Here is a 24,696-nt window from a genome sequence, read left to right on the forward strand (position 1 = left end):
CAGAGCATACGGAAGCGCCCCGCCGAGGCGGGGCGCTTCTGCACGTCTGGGGCGGGTCCTCTCAGGCGGCGGCGCCCTGGCGGCGCAGCCCGATCTCCTTGAGCAGCGTCACGAGCGCGGCGGCGACCACTGTGCCGACCAGCAGCGCGAGCACGAAGCCCCACACCGGGCTGATCGCGAAGGCGACGAAGATGCCGCCGTGCGGTGCCTGCGAGCCGACGCCGAACGCCATGATCAGCGCGCCGGTGACGGCGCCGCCGGTCATCATCGAGGGGATCACGCGCAGCGGGTCCGCGGCGGCGAAGGGGATCGCGCCCTCGGAGATGAACGCCGCGCCCAGCAGCCAGGCCGTCGTCCCGTTCTCCCGCTCCACGGGGGAGTAGAGGCGGCGCCGCACCAGGGTGGACAGCGCCATCGCCAGCGGCGGCACCATGCCGGCGGCCATCACGGCGGCCATGATCTCGAACGCGGCCTCGGTGCCCTGGGACAGCCCCGCGGTCGCGAAGAGATACGCCGCCTTGTTCACGGGCCCGCCCAGGTCGAGGCACATCATCAGCCCGATGATCACGCCGAGCAGCACGGCGGAGGAGCCGGACATGCCCGTCAGCCCGTCCTGAAGCGCGGTCATGAGGGCGGCGAGGGGGCGGCCCAGGAACAGCAGCATCAGCCCGCCGACCACGAAGGTCGTCACCAGCGGGATGATCACCACCGGCATCAGCCCGGCGAGCCAGCGCGGCGGGGTGAGGGTGGTGAACCACAGCGCGATCAGGCCCGCGAGCAGGCCCGTGATGAGACCGCCGAGGAAGCCGGCGCCCACGGCCACCGACACGGCGCCGCCGATGAAGCCGGGCGCGATGCCGGGGCGGCCGGCGAGGCCGAAGGCGATGTAGCCCGACAGCGCCGCGACGAGGAAGCCCATGCCGAGGTTCCCGAGCGTGAACAGCACCGCGCCGAGGTAGAGGGCGAGGCCCGCGCGCTCGGTCTGCGCCATGCCGGTCGCGCCCTCGTACTCCTGGTGCCCCGGCAGCGAGGACAGCGAGAACCCGGTCGCGACGTCCTGGGCGACGAAGGCGACGTCGAAGCCCGCGAGGAGGAACCCGAGCGCCATCAGCAGGCCGCCCGCGGCGACGAAGGGAATCATGTAGGACACGCCCGTCATCACGGCGCCCTGGATCCGGCGGGGCCAGGACTGGGATGTGCCGCTCTCCGCCTTCTCCGAGGTCGCGGCGCCGGCCTGCACACGGCGGGCCGACGGGTCGGAGGCCGCGGCGACCGCCTCGTCGATCATCTCCCCGCCGTGGGAGATCGCCCGTTTGACGGGGTGCTCCACGAGGGGCAGGCCCGCGAAGCGCTCCCGGCCCGAGATGTTCACGTCCGCGGCGACGATCAGGGCGCTCGCACGAGCGATCTGCTCGTCGGTGAACGGGGTGATGCCGCCGGAGCCCTGGGTCTCCACGTGCAGCTCGATCCCCTTGTCCTTCGCGGCGTTCTCGAGGGACTCGGCGGCCATGTAGGTGTGGGCGATCCCGGTGGGGCAGGAGGTGATCGCCAGCAGCACGGGGGCATCCGCCGACGGCTCGTCCGACGGGGCGGTGCTCGACGCGGCAGCGCTCGCCGCGGCGGCGCTCGCCGAGGCGGAGCCGGAGGTCGGAGCGGCGGTCGAGGCGGCGCCCGTCCCGACCGCGGCGCCGGCGGCCTGCGCGTCGTTCCCCGACTCCTCGGGGGCGACCACGTCCATGACGAGCTCGGAGACCTCCTCGGGGGTGGACGCCCCCCGCAGCGCGGCGAGGAACTCCGGGCGGATCAGGGCGCGCGAGAGCTGGGCGAGGAGCTTCAGGTGCTGGTCGTCGGTGCCGGCGGGCGCGGTGATCGCGATGATCAGATCGGCCGGTCCGTCGGCGGCGCCGAAGTCCACCGGCTCGCTCAGCCGCACGAGCGCGAGCGCCGCCTCGTGGACGGCCTCGGTGCGGCAGTGGGGGATCGCGAAGCCGCCGGGCATGCCGGTCGCGAAGGACTCCTCGCGCTTCAGCAGACCGGCCTCGAGGCCGTCGCGCTCGGCGCGGCCGGTCGCGGCGACGATATCGGCCATCATGCCGATCACGGCGTGCTTGTCCCCGGGCGGGGCGACGTCGAGCCTCACCAGCTCGGGGGCCATCAGCGCAGCGGACATGGGGGTTCTCCTTCGAACGGGCACCCTGGCGGGGCGGGTGGAGCGGGTCAGAGCCGGACGACGGCGGAGGCGTCGATCCGCACCTGGTCGGGACGGGGGATGGTGGTGCCGGGCAGGCCGACCGCGGCCGTGCCGTAGGCGAGGGCGCGCGCGAGCCGGTCGGGTGCGGCCTCCTCGAGAGCGCGGGCGATGAGATAGCCGGCGGTCGCGGAATCGCCCGCGCCGACGGTCGAGACGACGGGCCCGGGCGGGACCGGGCAGTACCAGGCCGCTCCCTCGGTCGCGAGGAGGCCGCCGGCCCCGCCGAGGGTCACGAGCACCGCGCCGACGCCGCGGCGGTGCAGGTCCAGCGCGGCCTCCGCGACGGGGTCGAGCCGTCCCGCCGCCGCCTCGGCCTCGAGCGCCGCACCGTCCGCGCCGAGGATCTGGCCGAGCTCCTCGGCGTTGGGCTTGAGGAAGTCGGGGGCGGCGCGGTCCAGCGCTGCGGCGAGCGCCGCCAGCGGGGCGTCGGAGGTGTCCACGCCCACCCGCGCGCCACGCTCCCGCAGCGCGACGACGAGACGCACGTACTCGTCCACCGGCAGGCCGGGCGCGAGGGAGCCGGAGAGCATGACGCTGTCCCCGGGGCCGGCGACGGCCAGCAGCAGCTCCTCGAGGGCGGCGACCTCGGCCCGGTCCAGGGTCGCACCGGGCTCGTTAAGCTTCGTGGTGGTCTCTGGGGCGGAGAGCACGGTGAGGTTCGTGCGCACGCGGCCCGCGACGGGGCTCGCCCGGTGGGGGAGGCCCTCGACCTCGAGCAGCTCCAGCAGCGCATCCTGCGGCGCGGCGGGGAGGACGGCGGTCACGGGCAGCCCGGCGCGGTGCACGCCCAGCGCGACGTTGATCCCCTTGCCGCCGGGCTGGAGGCCGTCGGCGCCGATGCGGTGCACGCCGCCGGGGACCAGGGGGCCGCCGAGGTCGACGGTGCGGTCGAGGGAGGGGTTCGCGGTGAAGGTGATGATCATGCGGTCAGCACCTCGATCCCGGCCTCCTCGAGCTCGGCCGCGAGCTCGGCGGGCAGGTGGTCGTCGGTGACCAGGGCATTGATCCCGGCGGTCGTCGCGAAGGTGACCAGATGACGCGTGCCGGCCTTCGAGGAGTCCGCGAGCACGACGCGTCGTGCCGCGCAGCGGGCCATCGCGGCCTTCACCGCCGCCTCGTCGGGATCCGGAGTGGTGAAGCCGGAGGGGTCGAAGCCGTTGCAGCCGAGCACGACGAGCTCGGGATGCAGCAGGCCCACCGCCTCCACGGTCCCGGCACCGACGGCGGCCTGGGTGGTGGGGCGGACCCGCCCCGGCAGCACGTGCACCTCTAGATCGGTGTGCACGAGGGCGCCCTGCGCGATCGCCGGGGCATGGGTGATCACGGGGCCGCGCCGGCCGCTGAGGTGAGGGATGAGCTCGCCGACCGTGGTGCCCGCATCGAGCATCACCGCGGCGCGGGGATCGGCGGGCAGCAGGCTGGCGGCGGCGCGGGCGATGCGGCGCTTGGCTGCGACGTTGGTGGTGCGGCGGGCCTCGAGGTCGGGCTCGACCTCGGCGGTGCTCGGAGGCACGGCCCCGCCGTGGACCCGCACGAGCAGCCGCTCGGCGGCGAGCTGGTCGAGGTCGCGGCGCACCGTCTCGGTGGTGACGTCGAAGTCGACCGCGAGCTCGGTGACGGTCACGCGGCCGCTCGCCTCGAGCAGCTCGAGGATGCGGCGCCGGCGTTCACGGGCGTACATGGGGCACCTGCTTCGTCGGAGGTCGGACGGGGGGACCGTCGCGGCGCGGGGCCGTGGACGGCCCCGCGGGATGAGAGCACCATACGCCCGAAAGCCACAGAGAACAACAGTGACAGTGCCTTTGTTTCTGTGGAAGGGGTGAGGTGGCTCGGGCGAGGGGCGAGAGCGCACCTGGAGTGAGCGAGCCGTCCACTCCCAGGAGGAACGATGACCCCGGCGGACCAGACGCCGCGCGCGAGCCAGAGCTGCCGCCCACGGGTACGGCGCTGGCGATGACGATCATCGGCGTGCTGACCCTCGGCACGATCGCCTCGGCGGTCTCCGGCGTCGCGGGCGGCATCCGCTGGCTGTCGAACATCGACATGGCGCTCGCCCTCGTGCTGGCCGTGTTCATCTTCGTCGTCGGCCCCACCGTGTTCCTGATGAACATCATCCCCGGAGCGATCACCGAGTACTTCGGCACCCTGCCCGACATGCTCGGTGCGTACATGTCCGAGGGCGAGGACATGCAGACCATCCTCTCGAGCTGGACCACCTTCTACTGGGCGTGGTGGGTCAGCTGGGCGCCCTTCGTCGGCATGTTCACCGCGAAGATCTCCCGCGGCCGCACCATCCGACAGTTCGTGCTCGGCGTGCTGCTGATCCCCTCCTCGATCATCGTGCTCGCCGTCGCCGTCCTCGGCGGCTCCGCGATCTGGCTGCAGCGCCGGGCCAGCGAGCTCGACGCCGTCGGGAACACCGTCGGCATCGCCGACCCCGATCGCGCGATCGCGCCCGACGGGACGATCGAGTCGCTCCCCGCCCCGGAGGAGATCTTCTTCGCGGTCGTGGACCAGCTGCCCGGCGCCGGCATCATCTCCGCCGTGGTGATCGTGATGCTCGCGATCTTCTTCATCACCTCCGCCGACTCCGCCTCGCTGGTGAACTCGCAGCTGTCCCAGAAGGGCAACCCGGCGCCGAACCGCCTCATCACCGCATTCTGGGCGCTGTGCATGGCGGGCATCGCCGTGGTGATCCTGCTGTTCGGCGGGCAGAACGCCCTGCAGGGCCTGCAGAACCTCATCGTCGTCTCGGCCCTGCCCTTCGCCGTGGTGCTGGTGCTGATGGCGGTCGCGCTGGTCAAGGAGCTGCGCAACGACCCCATGGCCATCCGTGAGCACTACCAGGAGGCCGCGGTCGAGAACGCGGTCAAGGCGGGCGTGGCGGAGTACGGCGATCATTTCGCCCTCGCGATCGAGCCGACCGCCCCGGACAGCGAGTACGCCACCGGCGGCGAGTTCGACTCCACCGCGCCCGAGGTCACCGAGTGGTACGCCCGCACCGACGAGGACGGCAACCCGATCGACTACGACTACGAGCGGGGCGTCTACCTCGACGCCGACGGGAACCCGCTGCCCGACGAGGACGAGGGCGCGGACCCCGGGGCGGACGACGCCGCGGATCCCGGGGCGGATGATGCCGAGGGGGACGACTCCGCGGAGAGCTCGCTGGAGGAGGCTCCCGAGGACGGCGACGGGCCCGCACGGCGACCGGGCGGAGGCGCCGGGCGGGCCTGAGGCGCCGCACCGTCGGCAGCGCGGGGCCCGCGGCGCGGGGCGCGCCCGGTGCGCGGGGCGAGACTGAGGCATCGGCCATCCCCGTGAAGCCGCGAGGGAGGCGCGAGGCGGGCGGGCCGCTACCATCGGAGCACTCCGCGCCGCCCATCCACAGGAGCTGTGACCCGATGACCCAGGCCTACCACGCCGATTCCTCCGACCTCGCCCGGAAGGAGGTGCTGACCTGGGAGCTGTTCGGCACCGCCTCGCGCGAGCTGGCCCAGACGATCGCCGACTCCGACTTCGAGCCGGAGATCATCATCGCCGTGGCCCGTGGCGGTCTGCTCCCGGCCGGGGCGCTCTCCTATGCGCTGGGCGTGAAGCTCTCCGACGCGATCAACGTCGAGTTCTACACCGACGTGCACGAGACCCTGCCCGATCCGGTGCTGCTCGCCCCCATGCTCGACACCGAGTCGATCAAGGGCAAGCGCCTGCTGGTCGTCGACGACGTCGCCGACTCCGGCCGCACCCTCGCGCTCGTGCTCGACCTGATGCGCGAGATGGGCGCCGACGCCCGCAGCGCCGTCATCTACGGCAAGCCCCGTTCGGTCGTGGACCCGGACTTCGTCTGGCGCCGCACCGACGAGTGGATCGTCTTCCCCTGGTCGGCCGAGCCGCCCGTCACCCCGTCGGTGGGCTGACCCGCCGCGACCAGGTCCCCCCGCGACCTGCTCCTTGGGTGACCTGGTCCCGTCGCGATCGCGGGCGCGCCCGCGACGGAGCGGAGTCGGAGCGGGCTCAGCGGCGGACGGACACCGACGCCGAGGGCTCGCTCTGCTGCCAGGTGCGGTCATAGGCCGTCACGGCGTAGAACCCGCTCCCGTCGGCGCCCTCGTGCACGATCTCGCGCGCGGCACGCTCGGCCCGCACCGCGGCGACGAGGCGGCGTCCGTCGGCGACCTGCGCCTCCCCGATCTCCTCGTCGGGCAGGTGCCACAGCGCGATGGAGGTGCCATCGCGCCTGCACGCCGTCGGCGGCGGAGCGGGCCGAGACGACCGTCGGCTGCTCGGGCGCCTCGCCGGGCACGGACTCAGCGGGCGGCCGGCGGCTCCGTCGAGTCGCCGGCGGGCTCCTGATCGCTGCCGGCTCGTGCATCGTGCGCGTCGGCGGTGCCGCGTCCGTCGGCCGTGGCGTGCTCCTCGCCCTCGCCGTGCCCCTCGCCGCCGCCGTGGTGGCCGAAGGGCAGGAAGTGCACGATCACGGCGACGATCCCGCCGATGAGCAGGCCGAACACGAAGGAGAAGAAGGTGTTGACCAGCCAGGCGAGCAGCGCGCCGACGCCGGCGACCCCCGCGACCAGGCCCTCGAGGTGGTGCACCAGGCCGTAGGGCTGGGCGAGCCCGAGCTCATGGGTGCCGACCAGCAGGATGTGGCCGCCCACCCACAGCATCGCGATCATGCCGATGTAGCTGATCACGTCCATGACTCGCGGCATCGCGCCGACCAGGCCGCGGCCGAAGCGCTTCTTCCTCTCGGAGGTGTCCTCGTCCATGGCCATCGCCAGGCCGATGTCGTCCATCTTCACCAGCAGGCCCACGGCGCCGTAGACCAGCGCGGTGATGCCGAGCGCGATCACCACGAGCACCGCGGCGCGCATCCACAGGTTGTCGGTGTCCACCGAGTTCATCGAGATCACCATGATCTCGGCCGAGAGGATCAGGTCGGTGCGCACGGCGCCCGAGACGACCTTGTCCTCCGCCCCGGCGCCCTTGGTGCTCGCAGGCGCCTCCTTGGGCTTTCCGCGCACCAGCTCCCAGACCTTCTCGGCGCCCTCGAAGCTGAGGTACAGGCCGCCGAGCATGAGGATCGGTGTGAGCAGCCAGGGCGCGAACACGCTCAGCAGCAGCAGGACCGGCAGGATGAAGACGAGCTTGTTGCGCAGCGAGCCCTTGGTGATCCGCCAGATGATCGGCAGCTCCCGGTTGGGCTTGATCCCCTGGACGTACTGCGGCGTCACCGCGGCATCGTCGATCACGACGCCGATCGCCTTGGAGCCGGCCTTCGCGGAGGCGGCGGCGACGTCGTCGGCGCTGGCCGCCGCGAGGCGCGCGAGCGCGGCGACGTCGTCGAGCAGGGCGGCGAGTCCACCGGCCATGAGAGTCCTTCTTCCGAGGGGTCGGCCGCGGGCGCGACCGGGCTAAGGATAACGGCGCATCAGGCCGGACCGCGCGGCGGAGGCCGTGATCACGGCACGGGTCCGGCCCGTCCACGGCCCGGTGCCGGGCAGGTCCTCGGCCCGGCCGCGGCCCGACTTCGCCCCACGGCGAACATCCGCGACCGTCCCTCGACGTGTCGCCGCACCGGTGACAGAGTGGCGGGCATGGATATCGCACTCATCGGAGGACATGGGAAGGTCGCGCTGCTCGCGGCCCCGCTGCTGGTCGAGGCCGGTCACACGGTGCACTCGGTGATCCGCAACCCGGACCACGCCGGCGAGGTCGAGGCGACCGGCGCGACGGCCGTGCTGGCGGACATCGAGACCCTCGACGAGGGAGGCTGGGACGAGCTGCTGCGCGGGAAGGACGCCGTGGTGTGGGCCGCGGGCGCCGGCGGCGGCGACCCCGAGCGCACCCGCGCCGTGGATCTCGACGCGGCGGTCGCCTCGATGGACGCCGCCGATCGCGTCGGCGCGACCCGTTACGTGATGGTCAGCTACTTCGGCGCCTCGCTCGACCACGGCGTGCCCGAGGACAACCCGTTCCACACCTACGCCGAGGCGAAGGCCCGGGCCGACGAGCACCTGCGCGGCACCGGCCTGGCCTGGACGATCCTCGGCCCCTCGGGCCTCACCCTCGAGGAGCCGACCGGTCGCATCGACACCGCCGCCTCGGAGTCCGGCACGGTCTCGCGCGGCAATGTCGCGCGCACGATCCTCGCGGCCCTCGCCGAGCCCGCCTCGGTGGGCAGGTTCGTGACCTACAACGACGGCGAGCAGGAGATCGGCGAGGCCTTCGCCTCCCTCAGCCGCTGATCCGGAAGCCCGTCGCGCCGCGCGGCGTCTCGCGACGCACGTCGATCCCGTCGACGCGAGCGCTGGAAGGTCCCTGCCGGAGGTGGTCGAGCATCGCCTCGACCACCTCCTTCGTGCCCTCGACGTCCGCCTCGACGGTGCCGTCCCACAGGTTGCGCACGGTCCCGACGGCGCCGAGCCGCGCCGCCTCCCGGGCGGCGTCCATCCGGAAGCCGACGCCCTGGACGCTTCCGTGCACGCGCACGATCCGGCGGATCCGCTCCGCGCCGTCGACGCCTGCGTCGGCGCCCCGATCCCGGTCCTGCTCCGGCTCGCTCATCTCTTCCGCCTCCCGTTCTCCTCGCACCACGCGTGCGCCGCAGCGCCCGTTCCGACGAGGGTACGGCCCGGGAACCGCCCCGTCGCCGGGTATTCGGTGGACGCGGCGCACACCGCGATGGTGACATGCCCTCATGGCTCCCCTGCGCCTGTCCTCTCCGCGACCGGCCGAGCTCGAGTCCGTGCTCGCAGCGCTCCGGTCGTGGCAGAGCGACGCCCATCCGGTCCCGCTCCATCCCGGTGACCTGGGTTGGCATCATCTGCGGGGCGCCGAGGCCACCGCCGCGGCTCTGCGCCTGTGGAGCCGGGGCGAGCGCCCGGTCGCGGTGGGGATGCTCGACGGCCCGCAGCTGGTGCGCCTCGCGCTCGCGCCCGATCTCGTCGGGGACGAAGGTCTCGCCGCCGCCGTCGGCGAGGACATCGCGGACCCCGAGCGCGGAGTGCTCCCCGCGGGCAGGGCCGCGGTCGAGGCGCGCTCGGCCCCGGCGCTGTGCCGCGAGCTGCTCGCGCGCGGCTGGGCCGAGGGGGACCCGTGGGTGCCCCTGCGGAGGGGCCTCGCCGAGCCGGTCGAGGAGACCTCGCTGTCGATCACGCAGGTCGCGGACGCCGACCTCGCCGAGTACGCCGCCGTGCACCGGGCGGCCTTCGGCAGCTCGGGCGTGGCAGAGGAGCGGCTGCGCACGATGCTCGCGGGCCCCGCCCACCGCGACGCGGTCTCGCTGCTCGGCCGGGACGGCTCGGGCATCGCGGTCGCGGTCCTCACGGCATGGTCGGCCGGCCCTGGCCGGCCCGGTCTCATCGAACCGCTCGGCGTGTCTCCCGAGCATCGCGGCCACGGCCACGGACGGTCGATGTGCCTGGCCGCGGCCGCATGGCTGCGCCGCGCGGGGGCCTCGAGCGCAGGCGTCTGCACGCCGCGCTCGCTCTCTGCAGCGGTGGCGACGTATCGCTCGGCGGGCTACCGGGCGCTGCCCGACGTCCCTGACCTCGAACGCCCCGGCACCTGAGCCCGACTCGACACCGGTGCCGGGCCCCGCCCGCTGGCCCGTCCCGGCCCGCGGGCCGGGACGGGACGGGGTCACTCGTTGTCGCCGCCGGTGTCCTCCAGCTCGTTCGGGACCGCGTCGCCGCCGTCGCCCCACTGCCAGGCGGTGATGTCCGGGGCGTCCTCGCCGTGCTCGTAGGCGTGGGCCCGGGCGCGGACCCGGGCATCGACCATGCGTTGGCGCAGTCCGGCGAATCGCGTTCCCAGCCCGTCGACGCGGTCGATCACGTCCATCACCAGGTGGTAGCGGTCCGTGTCGTTGAGCATCAGCATGTCGAAGGGCGTGGTGGTCGTGCCCTCCTCCTTGTAGCCGCGCACGTGGATGCGCGAATGCCGGTCGTGGCGGTAGGCGAGGCGGTGGATCAGCCATGGATAGCCGTGGTAGGCGAACACCACCGGGACGTCCTCCCCGAAGTACCCGTCGAAGTCCTTCTGCGAGAGGCCGTGCGGGTGCTCGGATTCGTCCTGTAGCCGCATCAGGTCCACCACGTTGACGACCCGGACCCGCAGGTCGGGGATCTCCTCGCGGAGGATTTTCGCCGCGGCGAGCACCTCGATGGTGGGGATGTCGCCGGCCGCGGCGAGCACCACCTCCGGCTCCTCGCCGGGCTGCTCGGTCCCGGCCCAGTCCCAGATGCCGAGGCCGCGCGTGCAGTGCACGATCGCCTCGTCCATCGTCAGCCAGTTCGGGTTGGGCTGCTTCCCGGCCACGACCACGTTGACGTACTGCTTCGAGCGCAGGCAGTGGTCGTAGGTGGACAGCAGCGTGTTCGCGTCCGGCGGCAGGTAGACCCGCACGATCTCGGCCTTCTTGTTGACCATATGGTCGATGAAGCCGGGGTCCTGGTGGGAGAAGCCGTTGTGGTCCTGGCGCCACACGTGCGAGCTCAGCAGGTAGTTCAGCGAGGCGATCGGCCGGCGCCACTCGAGTTCGTTGGTCACCTTCAGCCACTTCGCGTGCTGGTTCACCATCGAGTCGACGATGTGGATGAACGCCTCGTAGGAGGAGAACATGCCGTGCCGGCCGGTGAGCAGGTAGCCCTCGAGCCAGCCCTGGCACTGGTGCTCCGAGAGCATCTCCATGACGCGGCCGGCCCGGGCGAGGTGCTCGGAGCGGTCATGCTCCTCGAAGTCCGCGTTCCACTGCTTGTCCGTGACCTCGTAGACGGCCTGGAGCCGGTTCGAGGCGGTCTCGTCGGGTCCGAAGATGCGGAAGTTGTCTGGGTTGTCGCGCACCACGTCCCGCAGCCAGGTGCCCAGCACCTTCGTGGCCTCGGAGACGGAGCCGCCGGGCGCGGGCACGTCCACGGCGTAGTCGCGGAAGTCGGGCAGGCGCAGCGGGGTGAGCACGGCGCCGCCGTTGGTCGACGGGTTCGCGGACATCCGCAGCGTGCCGGTCGGGGCGGTGGAGGCGACGTCGGGGACCAGCGTCCCGTTCTCGTCGAAGAGCTCCTCGGGGCGGTAGGAGCGCAGCCAGGCGTCGAGATCGGCGAGGTGCGCGTCGGTGTCCCGGGCGCTGGCCAGCGGCACCTGGTGCGAGCGCCAGGACCCCTCGGTCTGCTGGCCGTCGATCTCCTTCGGGCCGGTCCAGCCCTTCGGGGTGCGCAGCACGATCATCGGCCAGGCGGGGCGCTCGGTCTCGCGGCCGGCCTCGGCGTCCTCCGCGGCCTGCGCCTTGATCTCCGCGATCCTGTCGAGGGCCGTATCTAGCACCTCGGCGAAGCGGCGGTGGGTCTCGAGCGGGTCCTCGTCGTCGAAGCCGCCGGTGAAGAGGAGCGGCTCGTGCCCGTAACCGCGCATCAGCGCCTCGAGCTCGTCGTCGCCGATGCGGGCCAGGACCGTCGGGTTCGCGATCTTGTAGCCGTTCAGGTGCAGGATCGGCAGCACCACCCCGTCCTGCTGGGGGTTGACGAACTTGTTGGAGTGCCAGGAGGTGGCCAGCGGCCCGGTCTCCGCCTCGCCGTCGCCGACCACGGTGAACGCGATCTGGTCGGGGCTGTCGAACATGGCGCCGTAGGCGTGGGAGAGGGCGTAGCCGAGCTCCCCGCCCTCGTGGATCGAGCCGGGCGTCTCCGGGGCGACGTGCGAGGGGATCCCGCCGGGGAAGGAGAACTGCGTGAACAGGCGCTTCATCCCCTCCTCGTCCTCGCCGACCGCGTGGTACACCTCGGAGTAGGTGCCCTCGAGATAGGACGCGGCGACCAGGCCGGGGCCGCCGTGCCCGGGACCGGTGATGTACATGGCGTTCAGCCCGCGCTGGGCGATGGCCCGGTTCGCGTGGGCGTAGAGGAAGGTCAGGCCCGGGGTGGTGCCCCAGTGCCCGAGCAGTCGCGGCTTGACGTGCTCGCGCTGCAGGGGCTTGCGCAGCAGCGGGTTGTCCTTGAGGTAGATCTGGCCGACCGAGAGGTAGTTCGCGGCGCGCCACCAGGCGTGCAGAGCGGCGAGCTCCTCCGTGCCGGGTGCGGTGGACGGTCGGTTCGGCCAGGTCGGGATGACGGTCACGAGATCTCCTCAGGTCCGGCGTGCAGTGATGTCGGCTGATTGCGCCAGCACCTCGACGGTATGCCCTTCTCCTCGGCGGGGGAAGGTCGGAGGTCCTGCCGCTGCGGGCCCTGCGACGACGGCGACGGGCGCGACACCCCGAGGGTGGCGCGCCCGTCGCTCATGCCGCGGTCACGGGGTCGTCCGGAGCCTCAGAGGCCCCGCCCGCGGTTCTCGTCGTCCGTGCGCGGATCACGACGGCCGTCCGCGCCGTCGACCTCGATCTCCTCCCGGGAGACGTCGGTCTGGACCGTCTCCTCGTCCTGCACGGACCGCTTGCCCAGGCGCACGTTCTCCGTGGCGACGGTCTCCTTCTCCACGACCGGACGCTCCTCGGTGAGGGTGACGTCGACCTCCTCCTCCGAGAGGGTGCCGCCGGAGCGGCCGTCGGCGGGCTCGCGCTCGAGGACGACCTCCTCACGCTGCACCGGGACCTCGACGCGCTCGGTGTCGGTCACGACGTGCTTGCGCAGGCGTGCCCTGCCGGTCTGCACCCGCTCGGTGCCGACGTGCGCCTGCTCCTCGTGGAGCGTGACGTCGCCGCCCTCATCACCACCGGTGCGCGCGGTGCGATCGCTCGGGCCGGGACCGTTGACGGGGCCGGGGCCCGCCGCAGCGCGGGCGTCCGCGTCGCGACGGTCGGTGGCGTCCGGTCCGGGCCCGGCGGTGCCGCGCGCGGCCCGGTCGGTCTCGCCACCGGTCGCTCCCGCAGCGCCGTCCAGCCCGTAGTAGCGGTACAGCTCGCCCTCCTGCTCGCGAGCCAGCTCGCCGTGCTCCTCGAGGTTCGGGGCGTCCTTGATGAAGGACTTCTCGTGGGGGACCGTGATGGTCCCGTCCGCGTAGTGCGCCTGGTCGAGCGGGATGAAGCTCTCGTTCGTCCCGAAGAAGCCGGTGTTCACCGTCACCCATGACGGCTGCTGGGTGTCGTTGTCCAGGTACACCTGGCCGACCTTTCCCACCTTGTCGCCGTTCCGGTCCAGGACCACGGCGTTCTGCAGTTCCTCGATGGTGCCTCGGAAAGTCATCAGATCCTCCTTCGTGCCAACGTTCAGGATTCCTGCTGCCCGGACAGGGCCGGAGACGTCCGAGGGACGGCGTGCGTCCTGTGCCGGGGCTGTGCTCGACGCTAGTGCACCTCGGCCGGATCGGGCGATGGCCGGCGCGGGGCGACGGACTCCCGGCGATGTCCCGGGACCGTGCGCGGCGGCACCGGGCGGGCCGGCCCGGAGACGACAGTCCCCTCATCGCGGGGATCCTCGGATTGACGGGGAGAAGTACTGGTCACGGAACCGATCGTCGTGACCTGACCGTGATCTTCCGGCTCGTGCGCAGACCGTCGGCAAGCGGTTGCGGGCGTGGCCGACGTGCCGGCGCAGGGGTGCGGCGACGGCCGTCGCCGCCGCGCCGGATCTGCAGGGACCGCACGGTCGGTCGGTCGCGGTCGCGGAGCCGCTCCGGTCTCCCGGTCCGTCGTCCTCCGGTGCCGCTGCGTCGCTCACGGAGAGCGGCGCCGGGATGAGAGCACGATGAGAGTGTTCTCAGGCCGACGCGGACCGGCAGGGCCCGGCCTAATCTGAAGGAGCCCGATCGTCCAGGGGCCGCCGCAGCGACCCGCGGTGCGCCCGTCGAGAAAGCTGAGGTCCCCATGACGTCCACGACCACGCGTTCCCGCAGCACTGCTCGCGCCGCCGCCCTCGGCGTGCTCGTGATCGGCCTCGCAGCCGGTTGCGGCGGCGACTCCGGCAGCGACGAGGCGTCCGCTGTCGAGGGCCCCGGTGCCTCCGAGGAGGAGAGCGGGAGCGCCGCCTCCGACGGCGCGAGCGACGACGGCGCCTCCGACGACGGCGCGACGGGCGCCGACGGGGGAGAGGCCCCGGGGGCCGGCGCCGTGGCGCTGCCCGAGGACGCCGACCTCGCCACCGAGCAGCTGCCGATCACCGCGGAGAAGGCCGTCGAGATCGGCCTCGGCGCGGCCGGCGGCGGCGAGCTGGTGCAGATCGAGATCGACCACGACGACGACGTGTGGGAGTGGGAGCTCGAGATCGTGGACGGCGGTCGCCAGCACGACCTCGACATCGACGCGACCCGCGGCGAGGTCACCGAGCATGACCAGGACGATGTCGACGACCAGGACCCGGCCGTCGACGTGACCTCCCCGATGCCCTACGCCGAGGCGATCGAGATCGCGCTCGGGAAGGAGCCGGGCCGGGTCTCCGGCTGGGACCTCTCCTCCGACGACGGCCGCATCCGCTACACGATCGACATCGACCGCAGCGGCGGCGACGACGTGGAGGTCGAGGTGGACGTCGAGACGGGCGAGGTCCGCGTCGACGACTGACGACCCGCCGCCGAACGGCTCCCCGCGGCCCGCCCTGCCCGTTACCCTCCTGCCTATGGCGAACTCGAAGAAGTCCTCGAAGAAGAAGGCCGACGGGCCCGCGGAGAAGGCGCCCCGCGGGTTCCGGATCGCGAACGACTGGAAGGGCGACGTGCAGGACTTCGACCCGCGCGCCACCCCCGGCTTCTCCGGCAAGAAGGCCGAGGGCAAGGAGTTCCTGCTGGCCCGCGATGCCGAGCTCGACGAGCTCCAGGAGCGTCTCTACGCCGCCCACCACGGAGGCGGCGAGGGCCGGTCGGTGCTGCTGATCGTGCAGGGGATGGACACCTCCGGCAAGGGCGGGATCATGCGCCACGTCGTGGGGAGCGTCGATCCGCAGGGCGTGGAGATCACCGCGTTCAAGGCCCCGACGGCGGAGGAGAAGAAGCACGACTTCCTCTGGCGGATCCGCCCCCACGCCCCCGTCCCGGGCACGATCGGCGTCTTCGACCGCTCTCACTACGAGGACGTGCTGATCCACCGCGTCCACGGCTGGGCGGACTCGAAGGAGATCCGCTCGCGGTACACGGCGATCAACGCCTTCGAGCGGGAGCTCGCCGCGGCCGGCACCACGGTCGTGAAGGTCATGCTCCACGTCTCCTACGAGGAGCAGGGATCGAGGCTGATGGAGCGGCTCGAGCGCCCGGACAAGCACTGGAAGTACAACCCCGGCGACGTCGACGAGCGCCAGCACTGGGACGACTACATGGACGCGTACACCAGGGCGCTGCGCGCCACCTCCACCGTCGGTGCGCCCTGGCACGTGATCCCCGCCGACCGCAAGTGGTACGCGCGGATCGCCGTGCAGCAGCTGCTGATCGACGCGCTGACGGACATCGACCCGCAGTGGCCGACGGCGGACTTCGACGTCCTGGCGGAGATCGATCGTCTGCGCGGCACGATGGGGCAGGACGAGTCGGACTGAGCGCGTCCGGGCCCGTGACCTCGGCTTGTGTCCGCGCGCTCGCAGGCCGATGATGGGGGCATGGCTTCCATCACCTTCAAGAACGACCCCGTCACCACCGTCGGCGAGCTGCCCGCGAAGGGCTCGACCCTGCCGGCCTTCGAGCTCGTGGGCCAGGACCTCGGCGCCGTCTCCGGCGCGGACCTCGCCGGCAAGCGCGTCGTGCTGAACATCTTCCCGTCCCTGGACACCGGCACCTGTGCCATGTCCGTGCGGAAGTTCAACGAGCTCGCCGCCGGCTTCGAGAACACCGTCGTCGTCTGCGTCTCAAAGGACCTGCCCTTCGCGCAGGCACGCTTCTGCGGCGCCGAGGGCATCGAGAACGTGATCACCGGCTCCGCCTTCCGCTCCTCCTTCGGCGAGGACTTCGGCGTGACCATGAAGGACGGCCCGCTCGCGGGTCTGCTCTCGCGCGCGGTCGTCGTCGCCGACGCCGACGGCACGGTCCTGTACACCGAGCAGGTCGCCGAGGTCTCCGAGGAGCCCGACTACGACGCCGCCGCGGCCGTGCTCGCCTGAGACCGCCCGCCCCGCCGGACCCGGCCGCGACTCCTCGTCGCGCGCCGGGTCCTGTGCTCCCCGGCCCCGCGCACCCCGGCCCCTGCGCACCGGCCGCCCCATCGATCCCGGGGGCCGCCCGACGGAAGGAGCCCGCCATGTCCGCCCTCACGATCTCCCTCGAGCGCGTCCACGACCTGCTGGACGACGACGGCCCCGCCGACGGCGAGCGCCGTGTGCTGGTGGACCGGCTGTGGCCGCGCGGGGTGAAGAAGGAGCGCCTCGTCCACGACGAGTGGGACAAGGACGTCGCCCCGAGCTCCGAGCTCCGCAAGGAGTTCCACGGCGGGGAGCTCGACTTCGAGGAGTTCTCCGCCCGCTATCGCCGCGAGCTGGAGGAGGGCGAGGCCGCCCAGGCGCTGCTGGACCGGGCGGAGGAGGACGGGGCGGACACCCTCGTGCTGCTGTTCGCCGCGAAGGACGTCGAGCACAACCACGCCCAGGTGCTGCAGGAGGTGCTGCACGAGCTCGCCGGCTGAGGCCTTTGCCCCCGCTCCCCGTCGGCTGATCCCGCCGCCGTCGACGGGGACGAAGGTCCGGGCGCTTCCTGTCAACGCGCCCCTAACGTGGACGAGCAGGCCGTCGACGGCAGACGGCCGACAGCCCCGTCCCCGTCCAGGAAGGACCTGCCATGTCCGTGGCGACCGCCTCGATCCTCCACCCGCAGCTCGACATCGAGGAGCGCCTCGTGCCTGCTCACGAGCAGATCGTGCGGGACACCCTCCCGCTCGTCGGGGAGCACGTCGAGGAGATCGCCCCGGTGTTCTACGGGCGGATGTTCGCCGCGCACCCCGAGCTGCTGCGCGACACCTTCAACCGCGGCAACCAGGCCCAGGGCGCCCAGCAGAAGGCGCTCGCCGCCTCCGTCGCGACCTATGCGACCCTGCTGGTCGCCCCGGACGGGCCGAGCCCCGCCGCGCTGCTGTCCCGGATCGGGCACAAGCACGTCTCCCTCGGCATCACCGAGGACCAGTACGAGATCGTCCACGAGCACCTGATGGCCGCGATCGTCGAGGTCCTCGGCGCCGACGTGATCACCGGGGACGTGGCCGCCGCGTGGGACGCCGTCTACTGGCACATGGCCCGCACGCTCATCGCCTTCGAGAACGGCCTGTACGCCGAGGCGCAGGTGACCCCGGGCGACGTGTTCCGCACCGCCCGCGTCATCCGCCGGATCGAGGAGAGCTCGAGCGTGGCGAGCTTCGAGCTGGCCGCCCCCGAGGGGGACGAGCCGCTCGCCGACTTCCTGCCCGGCCAGTACATCAGCGTCGGCGTGCGCCTGGCCGACGGGGCGAGGCAGCTGCGCCAGTACTCGCTCTCCGACGCCCCCGGCCGGGGACGCTGGCGGATCTCGGTACGGCGCGAGGACGGGGACCCGGCCGGCGAGGTCTCCTCGCACCTCCACCGCACCCTCCACGAGGGGGACGAGCTGCAGGTGACCCTCCCCGCCGGCGACCTGGTCCTGGACGCGCAGGCGACCTCGCCCCTCGTGCTGGTCTCGGCGGGCATCGGGATCACCCCGATGCTGGGGATGCTGCGCCATCTCGCCGCGGTCGACAGCGAGCGCGAGGTGGTCGTGCTGCACGCCGACGGCGACGCGGCCGACGCCGCGCACCTGCCCGAGCTGCTGGACACCGTCGCCTCCCTGCCCGAGCACAGCGGCTCCCGCGCCCGGCTGTGGTTCTCCGGCGAGCTCGGCGAGGACCCCCTCGCGGGCCGGACGGACCCCCGCCTCTCGGCGCATGCGGGACGGATGACGATCACGGGCGAGCACCTGCCCGAGGGTGCGGAGATCTATCTCTGCGGCGGCAGCGGCTTCCTGCGCGGCGCCCGCGAGCAGCTGCTCGCCGCCGGGGCCGACGAGGAGCGGATGCACGTGGAGCTGTTCTCCCCGAACGACTGGCTGCTCCCGGGCGCCTGAGCAACGTGGACCGCCCGTCGCGGACGGCGGAGGAGGACTAGGGTCGTCCCTCGTGGAACCCCTCTCCCTTCTCGTCCTGCTCGTCATGGGCGTGGTCGCCGGCGCCATCAACGCGGCGGTGGGATCCGGCTCCCTCCTCACCCTCCCGGTGCTGATGGCGCTGGGCCTCCCGCCCGGCGTCGCGGTCCGCACGAACACGGTGGGGATGTTCTTCTCCACCGTCGGCTCCGTGCTCGGCTATCGCCGCGAGATCTCCGAGGAGCGACGCCATCTCACGCCGCTGGTGCTCACCGCGCTGCTCGGCGCGAGCGCGGGCGCGCTGCTGCTGCTGACCTCCCCTGCCGAGGCGCTCGACGTGGTCGTGCCCGTGCTGATCGTCGTCGCCCTCGCCCTCGTCGTCCTGCAGAAGCCGCTGACCACCGCGCTGCGCTCCCGCTCGGAGAAGCGGGCCGAGCACCGCGCCGCGGCCGACGCGTCGGGGACCGAGGGGGCGACCGATGCGGGCGCGTCGGCGGACGGCTCCGAGCGCAGCCCGCTGCGCTCCCCGGCGCTGGTCGGCTCGATCGGTGCGGCCTCCGTCTACGGCGGCTACTTCACCGCCGCGCAGGGGGTGCTGTACCTGGGGATCCTCGGCGTCTTCACCGGGCGTCCGATGGGCTCGGTCAACAGCGTCAAGAACCTGCTGAGCCTGTGCGTGAACCTCGCCGCGGCGCTGATCTACGTGATCGCCTTCTTCGCGGTCGACGCGCAGGTGGTGTGGGCCGCGAGCGCCGCGATCGCGGTGGGCTCGCTGCTGGGCGGCTTCTTCGGTGCGCACCTGGCCAAGCGCCTGCCCGAGTGGGCGCTGCGCGGCGTGATCGTGGTGGTCGCGCTGGTGGCGCTCTTCCGCGAGGTCGTCTGAGCCGTCGGCCGACGGGCGCTGCGCCTCGGGCCGACGGGTCCTGAGCGCCCAGTCGACGAGCCCGGCCGGCACCGGCTCAGGACAGGAACGGCATGACCTCGGCGAGCACCTCGTCGGGCGGGAACAGGGTGCCGCCGTGGTCCCGGCCGGGCAGGGACACGAACTCCGCGTCCGGCATCAGCGAGGCCGCCCGGGCGGACTCCTCGTGGCGGGGATGGTCCTCGCTGCCTGCCATCCACAGCGCGGGAACCGTGCAGCTCTCCAGCATCTCGTCCGGCACGGCGGCGGTGGCGTCGGTCGCGGCGAGCAGCGCCGCGACCGCCTCGTGGTCCGCGGCGAGGAAGGCGGTGCGCGTGGCGCGCGCACGGCGCGAGGTGACCTCCGGCCCCAGCCCCTGACCGGCGCAGAACGACTCCATGCCCTGCTCGCGGACCGCGTCGATCACGCCCGGGAAGAACACCGAGTCCACCGCGCCCCGCTGCGCGGAGGCCGAGCCGCCGAGGCTCACCAGGCGCGTGACCAGGCCAGGATGCGCCAGCGTCGTGCTCAGCGCGATGCGTGCGCCGAGCGAGTAGCCCATCAGCGCCGCGCGGCCGATCCCCTCCGCGTCGAGCACGGCGAGCAGGTCCTGCACGAAGACCTCCTGCGTGTACGCCGCGGGGTCGTGGGGCTTCCCGGAGGTGCCGTGGCCGCGCAGGTCCACCCGGAGCACGGTGTGCTCGGCAGTGAGCGGTTCGAGATAGCCGAGGCCCCGCCAGATCGCGCGGGAGAGCACCGAGCCGTGCAGCAGCACCAGCGGCGGCCCGTCCCCGGAGACGTCGTAGCGCAGGTCGACGCCGTCGACGGGGGAGGGGATGACGGGCATGGGGAGGTCCTTCGGGCGCGGGAGCGGGCGGGACCAGGATACGGAGCGCCGCGGCTCCGTGCCGTTCGGGGCGAGCGCACGGAGAAGGGACCGGGCGGGTCATCGAAGGATGACCGGCCCGGCCCCTGTCAGGAGCGCGCCGCGGTCACAGCGCCGCGGAGATCTCCTCGAGGATGCGGTTGAAGGTCGCCGACGGGCGCATCACCGCGGCGGTCTTCTCCGGGTCGGGCCGGTAGTAGCCGCCGATGTCCGCGGGCTCGCCCTGCACCGCGAGCAGCTCCGCGGCGATGGTCTCCTCGCCGTCGGTGAGCTCCTTCGCGATAGGGCCGAAGGCGGTGGCGAGCTCCGCGTCCTCGGTCTGCTTCGCCAGCTCCTGCGCCCAGTACATCGCGAGGTAGAAGTGGCTGCCGCGGTTGTCGATCGAGCCGAGCCTGCGCTGCGGGGACTTCCCCTCGTTCAGCAGGGTCTCGGTCGCGCGGTCCAGCGCGTCGGCCAGCACGGCGGCGCGGGCGTTGTCCGCGGTGCGGGAGAGGTGGCGCAGCGACTCGGCCAGCGCCAGGAACTCGCCCAGGGAGTCCCAGCGCAGGTAGTCCTCCTCGATGAGCTGCTGGACGTGCTTGGGCGCGGAGCCGCCGGCACCGGTCTCGAACAGGCCGCCGCCGTTCATCAGCGGCACCACCGAGAGCATCTTGGCGCTCGTGCCGAGCTCCATGATCGGGAAGAGGTCGGTGAGGTAGTCGCGCAGCACGTTGCCGGTGACGGAGATGGTGTCCTCGCCGGCGCGGACGCGGGCCAGGGTGTGCTTCGTCGCCTCGATCGGGGAGAGGATGCGGAGGTCCAGGCCCTCGGTGTCCTCCTCGGCCAGGTAGGCGTTGACCTTCTCGATGAGGTTGCGATCGTGGGCGCGGGTCTCGTCCAGCCAGAACACGGCCGGCATCCCGGACTGGCGCGAGCGGCGCACGGCGAGCTGCACCCAGTCGCGGATCGGCGCGTCCTTGGCCTGGCATGCGCGGAACACGTCGCCGGCGGCGACCTCGTGGGTCATCAGCGCCGCACCGGAGGAGTCGCGCACCTCGACGCGCCCGTCGGAGCCGATCTCGAAGGTCTTGTCGTGGGAGCCGTACTCCTCGGCCTTCTGCGCCATGAGGCCGACGTTGGGGACGGTGCCCATGGTGGTGGGGTCGAAGGCGCCGTTGCGCTGGCAGTCCTCGATGGTCGCGGAGTAGACGCCCGCGTAGGAGGAGTCCGGGATCACCGCGAGGGTGTCCTGCTCGGCGTCGTCCTTGTTCCACATGTGGCCCGAGGTGCGGATCATCGCCGGCATCGAGGCGTCGATGATGACGTCGGAGGGGACGTGGAGATTGGTGATGCCCTTGTGGGAGTTCACCATCGCGAGGTCGGGACCGGCGGCGAGGTCCTGGTCGATCGCGGCGCGGGCGCCCTCGCGCACCGATTCGTCGAGCTCGTCGATCCCGGCGAGCAGGCCGCCGAGCCCGTTGTTCGGGGACAGGCCCGCCTCGGCGAGCACGTCGCCGTACTGGGTGAACAGGGTGGGGAAGAAGGCGCGGACCGCGTGGCCGAAGAGGATCGGGTCGGAGACCTTCATCATCGTGGCCTTGAGATGCAGGGAGAAGAGCACGCCCTGCTCCTTCGCCGCGGCGATCTGCTCGCGCAGGAAGGTCTCCAGCGCCGCGACCCGCATGACGGTGGAGTCGACGACCTCGCCGGCCAGCACCGGCACGGACGGCTTGAGCACGGTCTCCGTGCCGTCGGCGGCGACGTGCACGAGCGAGAGGGTGTCCTCGGCGTCCATCACCACGGACTGCTCGTTGGAGCGGAAGTCGTCCGCGCCCATCGTCGCGACCGAGGTCCTGGAGTCCTTGCTCCACTCGCCCATGCGGTGGGGGTGCTTCTTGGCGAAGTTCTTCACCGCAGCGGGGGCGCGGCGGTCGGAGTTGCCCTCGCGCAGGACGGGGTTCACGGCAGAGCCCTTGACGGAGTCGTAGCGGGCGCGGGCGTCCTTCTCCTCGTCGGTCTCGGGGTTGTCGGGGTACTCGGGCAGGGCGATGCCCTGGCCCTGCAGCTCGGCGATCGCGGCCTTCAGCTGCGGCACGGAGGCGGAGATGTTGGGCAGCTTGATGATGTTCGCCTCGGGCGTCCTGGCGAGCTCGCCCAGCTCGGCGAGGGCGTCGGCCTCCCGCTGCTCCTCGGGCAGGAGGTCCGAGAACGCCGCGACGATGCGTCCGGCCAGGGAGATGTCACGGGTGGTGACCTCGATCCCGGCGGTGTCGGAGAAGGCGTCGAGGATCGGCAGGAACGAGGCGGTCGCCAGCATCGGTGCCTCGTCGGTGTGGGTGTAGATGATGCGCGCCATGTGTCGCGGGGCTCCCTCGGGTCGATGCGTCATGGGTCTCGGGCCAAGACTATCTTGACGTCAAGAATTCTTCGACGGCGGGCACGGCCGGCCGTCGATCCGGACGCCCCCACGGTACGTGAGCGGGGTGCGGGGCGCAGTCCCGGGCGGCCGGTGGATCGACGGGGCGGCCGACGGGACGACAGAGCGGCCGACGAGGAGGCGAGCCGACGCGGCGGCAAGGCGGAGAGGCGGCGAGTCGCCGCGGCGCTCAGCCGTCCTCGGGCTCGGCGCCCTCGAGCACCTCGAGGTCCCAGGGGTCGGAGAGCACGACGTGGGTGGCGCCCTCGACGTCGACCGTGACGGCGAAGGCGTGGGCGCGGTAGTCGCCGGGGGAGAGGGCGCCGTGGCAGGTGCCGTGCGTGGTCCAGGCGGTCTCCGCGGTGCTCACCCCCTCGCCGTCCATCCACTGCAGCGGGATGCTGCCGGCGTTCCGGGCCCCGGCGACGATGACGCCGTCCCCGGGGCGGGTCACCACGATCCCGGTCATCAGGGGCAGGGTGCCGTGATCCTCGGAAGCGGCGGTGACCTGCGCGGTCGCGCCCGCGCCCGCCTCGTCCTCGCCCGCCTCGGCATGGACGGCGGGGGAGGGGTCGGCGGCGGCGACGCTCAGCCCGGCGCCGTCGCCGACGGGGGCGAGCTCGCGGCCGCAGCCGAGGGAGGAGAGGTCCGCGGGGGTCTCGCCGTCCTCCGTCGTGACCGCGCCGGGAACGGCCCGCAGGCGGCCGTCGACCACGTCCAGCAGCACGTAGGCGCTCGCCTCCCAGCCGCTGCGCTCCGCGGCGCGGCCGGAGCCCTCCGGGCCCGCGCCGGAAAGGCGCAGCAGGTACTGCCCATCGGGCAGAGGGGCGTCGTCGCAGGTGCCGAGCACGAGCCGGACGGTGACGGTGGAGGGGGCGGGGCCCTCGGCGGTCGTCTCGACCCGGGCCCGCACGACCATCGGCGGCGCCGGGGCGCCGTCGACGCCGAGCGCGTCCCCGTACCCCTCGGCCGGTGCGGCGCGGTCCGCGGGGTGCGCGGGCACGATCACGGCCTCGGGGGCGAGCCCGCCGTAGGCGGCGCCCGACTCGAGGGCGAGGTCGCCGGTGATCATCACCTCGTTGCCCTCCGCCTGCACGCTCGTGGGGGTCAGCGTCCCCGCGTCGCGGGAGGGCAGGGGGTCCTCCGCCGTGCCGGGCTCGCACAGCCAGGCGGGATCCACCGGGACGGTCTCGGCGCCGGCCACCTGCTCGGGGGCCATCGGGGCCGCGGTCGCCGCCGGGCTCGAGGGGTCCTCGCCGCCGAGCGGTCCCGGCAGCGCATCGCAGGCGACGAGGGAGGCGGCGAGCGCGAGCGCCCCTGCGGCGGCGGCGACGATCCGTCCCGGGCGCGCGAGCCGCCTGGCTGTCCTCGTCGTCATCGTGTCCCCCTCCTCGTGGTCCGCGCACAGAACCTACCGGAGCGTCACAGCACCAGCAGGGTCACCGCCATGACGGCCATGCCGGCGATGAGCGAGTAGATGACCGTGTGGTGCTCCCCGGTCTCCTCCGCGGCGGGCAGCAGCTCGTCCAGGGACACGAACACCATCACCCCGGCCACGCCGGCCAGGATCGCACCCATCGCGTCGCCGGTGAGCACGGGGGCGAGCAGCAGGTAGCCGATCACGGCGCCGACGGGCTCGGCGAGCCCCGTCATCGTCGCCAGCCAGAACGCCTTGCTGCGCGAGCCGGTCGCGCGGCGCACGGGCACGGCGACGGCGAGGCCCTCGGGGATGTTGTGCAGGGCGATCGCGGCGACCACGGGGATCGCGACCTCGGGGGCCTGCAGCGCGGCGACGAAGGTCGCGAAGCCCTCGGGCACGTTGTGCAGGGCCAGGGCCGCGGCGGTGATCGCGCCGGTGCGCAGCAGGCGGGCGCGCAGCGCCCGGTCCTCGAGCTGCTCGTCGGGCTCGCGCACCTCGGCCCGTCCATGGCTGCCGTCCATGCGACCGGCGAACTCGTGGGGGCTGACGGCGCGGGGCACGAGTCGGTCGAGCACTGCGATCAGCGCGATCCCGAGGAAGAAGGACAGGGTCGCCAGCGCCGTGCCGCGCCCGGTCGGGGCCGCGCCGCCGGAGAGCACCCGGGCACCCTCGGGCAGCAGCTCGACGAAGGAGACGTAGAGCATGACGCCTGCCGACAGGCCCAGCCCGCCGGCGAGGAACCTCGGCCCGGTCCCGCGGCCGAGCACGCCGAGAGCGGCGCCGATCGAGGTGGCGCCGCCGGCGACGAGGGTGAGGAGGAAGGCGACGAGCACCCGTGCACCCTACTGGGCGG

21 protein-coding genes and 1 pseudogene are annotated in these 24,696 nt (G+C 73.0%); 10 read left to right on the top strand and 12 right to left on the bottom strand.

All coding sequences use genetic code 11. From position 1 onward, the window contains the following. Positions 1–61: 61 nt before the first annotated feature. The 3 genes from DEU31_RS05190 to DEU31_RS05200 are packed head-to-tail and all read right to left on the bottom strand — an operon-like array spanning position 62 to position 3,932. Positions 62–2,170: a fructose-specific PTS transporter subunit EIIC gene (locus DEU31_RS05190; protein ID WP_133676171.1), complete on the bottom strand. Its 2,109-nt coding sequence runs from the start codon at positions 2,168–2,170 to the stop codon at positions 62–64. 47 nt (positions 2,171–2,217) lie between these two features. After that, on the bottom strand, positions 2,218–3,174 hold the full coding sequence (locus DEU31_RS05195) for a 1-phosphofructokinase family hexose kinase (protein ID WP_133676173.1): 957 nt from the start codon (positions 3,172–3,174) through the stop codon (positions 2,218–2,220). Then, a complete protein-coding gene (locus tag DEU31_RS05200; protein WP_133676175.1) occupies positions 3,171–3,932 on the bottom strand; it encodes a DeoR/GlpR family DNA-binding transcription regulator in 762 nt (253 codons plus the stop codon). Before DEU31_RS05200 ends, DEU31_RS05195 begins: the two co-directional genes overlap by 4 nt. Before the next feature lie 254 nt (positions 3,933–4,186). Here DEU31_RS05200 and DEU31_RS05205 point away from each other — a divergent pair. Together DEU31_RS05205 and DEU31_RS05210 are read left to right on the top strand one after the other, a co-directional pair. After that, positions 4,187–5,488 (top strand): annotated as a pseudogene (locus tag DEU31_RS05205) (BCCT family transporter); the annotation flags it as partial. Positions 5,489–5,655: 167 nt separating this feature from the next. Continuing rightward, complete coding sequence (locus DEU31_RS05210) at positions 5,656–6,168, top strand: phosphoribosyltransferase (RefSeq protein WP_133676177.1); 513 nt, start codon at positions 5,656–5,658, stop codon at positions 6,166–6,168. Between the two features lie 97 nt (positions 6,169–6,265). Here the strand turns inward: DEU31_RS05210 and DEU31_RS17275 are convergent, their stop codons facing one another. Beyond that, positions 6,266–6,397, bottom strand: coding sequence for a hypothetical protein (locus DEU31_RS17275; protein WP_279535627.1), 132 nt, complete (start codon positions 6,395–6,397; stop codon positions 6,266–6,268). 161 nt (positions 6,398–6,558) lie between these two features. Then, complete coding sequence (locus DEU31_RS05215) at positions 6,559–7,623, bottom strand: DUF808 domain-containing protein (RefSeq protein ID WP_133676179.1); 1,065 nt, start codon at positions 7,621–7,623, stop codon at positions 6,559–6,561. A gap of 225 nt (positions 7,624–7,848) precedes the next feature. On the opposite strand from DEU31_RS05215, the gene DEU31_RS05220 reads away from it, so the two are divergent. Further along, positions 7,849–8,499, top strand: coding sequence for an SDR family oxidoreductase (locus DEU31_RS05220; RefSeq protein ID WP_133676181.1), 651 nt, complete (start codon positions 7,849–7,851; stop codon positions 8,497–8,499). Here DEU31_RS05220 and DEU31_RS05225 read toward each other — a convergent pair. Beyond that, entirely contained in the window at positions 8,489–8,818 is a 330-nt protein-coding gene (locus tag DEU31_RS05225) for an acylphosphatase (RefSeq protein WP_010550170.1), read from the bottom strand. The two genes, DEU31_RS05220 and DEU31_RS05225, sit on opposite strands and share 11 nt — an antisense overlap. Before the next feature lie 133 nt (positions 8,819–8,951). Between DEU31_RS05225 and DEU31_RS05230 the strand changes: the two genes are divergently transcribed. Continuing rightward, on the top strand, positions 8,952–9,824 hold the full coding sequence (locus DEU31_RS05230; protein ID WP_010550169.1) for a GNAT family N-acetyltransferase: 873 nt from the start codon (positions 8,952–8,954) through the stop codon (positions 9,822–9,824). 71 nt (positions 9,825–9,895) lie between these two features. On the opposite strand, the gene DEU31_RS05235 is transcribed toward DEU31_RS05230, so the two are convergent. Further along, on the bottom strand, positions 9,896–12,364 hold the full coding sequence (locus tag DEU31_RS05235; RefSeq protein WP_133676183.1) for a phosphoketolase family protein: 2,469 nt from the start codon (positions 12,362–12,364) through the stop codon (positions 9,896–9,898). Between the two features lie 191 nt (positions 12,365–12,555). Continuing rightward, positions 12,556–13,428 (bottom strand): PRC and DUF2382 domain-containing protein, encoded by an 873-nt coding sequence (locus tag DEU31_RS05240; RefSeq protein WP_133676185.1) that lies wholly within the window; start codon positions 13,426–13,428, stop codon positions 12,556–12,558. Positions 13,429–14,048: 620 nt separating this feature from the next. Between DEU31_RS05240 and DEU31_RS05245 the strand changes: the two genes are divergently transcribed. The 6 genes from DEU31_RS05245 (at position 14,049) to DEU31_RS05270 (ending at position 19,124) form a co-directional block, all read left to right on the top strand. After that, entirely contained in the window at positions 14,049–14,741 is a 693-nt protein-coding gene (locus DEU31_RS05245) for a PepSY domain-containing protein (RefSeq protein ID WP_133676187.1), read from the top strand. Between the two features lie 55 nt (positions 14,742–14,796). Then, positions 14,797–15,705 carry a PPK2 family polyphosphate kinase gene (locus tag DEU31_RS05250; RefSeq protein WP_133676189.1) on the top strand — a complete coding sequence of 303 codons (909 nt, stop codon included), beginning with the start codon at positions 14,797–14,799 and terminating at the stop codon, positions 15,703–15,705. Positions 15,706–15,765: 60 nt separating this feature from the next. Next, entirely contained in the window at positions 15,766–16,263 is a 498-nt protein-coding gene (gene tpx, locus DEU31_RS05255) for a thiol peroxidase (protein ID WP_133676191.1), read from the top strand. A gap of 137 nt (positions 16,264–16,400) precedes the next feature. After that, on the top strand, positions 16,401–16,781 hold the full coding sequence (locus DEU31_RS05260; protein ID WP_010550163.1) for a DUF488 family protein: 381 nt from the start codon (positions 16,401–16,403) through the stop codon (positions 16,779–16,781). A gap of 152 nt (positions 16,782–16,933) precedes the next feature. Further along, positions 16,934–18,223 carry a globin domain-containing protein gene (locus tag DEU31_RS05265; protein ID WP_133676193.1) on the top strand — a complete coding sequence of 430 codons (1,290 nt, stop codon included), beginning with the start codon at positions 16,934–16,936 and terminating at the stop codon, positions 18,221–18,223. Positions 18,224–18,275: 52 nt separating this feature from the next. Beyond that, complete coding sequence (locus DEU31_RS05270) at positions 18,276–19,124, top strand: sulfite exporter TauE/SafE family protein (protein ID WP_133676195.1); 849 nt, start codon at positions 18,276–18,278, stop codon at positions 19,122–19,124. Positions 19,125–19,200: 76 nt separating this feature from the next. Here DEU31_RS05270 and DEU31_RS05275 read toward each other — a convergent pair whose 3' ends face one another. The 4 genes from DEU31_RS05275 to zupT form a co-directional block, all read right to left on the bottom strand. Continuing rightward, positions 19,201–19,989 (bottom strand): alpha/beta hydrolase, encoded by a 789-nt coding sequence (locus DEU31_RS05275; RefSeq protein ID WP_133676197.1) that lies wholly within the window; start codon positions 19,987–19,989, stop codon positions 19,201–19,203. Positions 19,990–20,134: 145 nt separating this feature from the next. Further along, positions 20,135–22,363 (bottom strand): NADP-dependent isocitrate dehydrogenase, encoded by a 2,229-nt coding sequence (locus tag DEU31_RS05280; RefSeq protein ID WP_133676199.1) that lies wholly within the window; start codon positions 22,361–22,363, stop codon positions 20,135–20,137. Between the two features lie 250 nt (positions 22,364–22,613). Next, positions 22,614–23,801: a hypothetical protein gene (locus tag DEU31_RS05285; RefSeq protein ID WP_133676201.1), complete on the bottom strand. Its 1,188-nt coding sequence runs from the start codon at positions 23,799–23,801 to the stop codon at positions 22,614–22,616. A 44-nt stretch (positions 23,802–23,845) separates the two neighbouring features. Further along, complete coding sequence (gene zupT / locus DEU31_RS05290) at positions 23,846–24,676, bottom strand: zinc transporter ZupT (RefSeq protein ID WP_010550157.1); 831 nt, start codon at positions 24,674–24,676, stop codon at positions 23,846–23,848. Positions 24,677–24,696 lie beyond the last annotated feature (20 nt).

It is taken from the genome of Brachybacterium sp. AG952 (assembly GCF_004362645.1).
Taxonomy (GTDB): Bacteria; Actinomycetota; Actinomycetes; order Actinomycetales; family Dermabacteraceae; genus Brachybacterium; species Brachybacterium conglomeratum.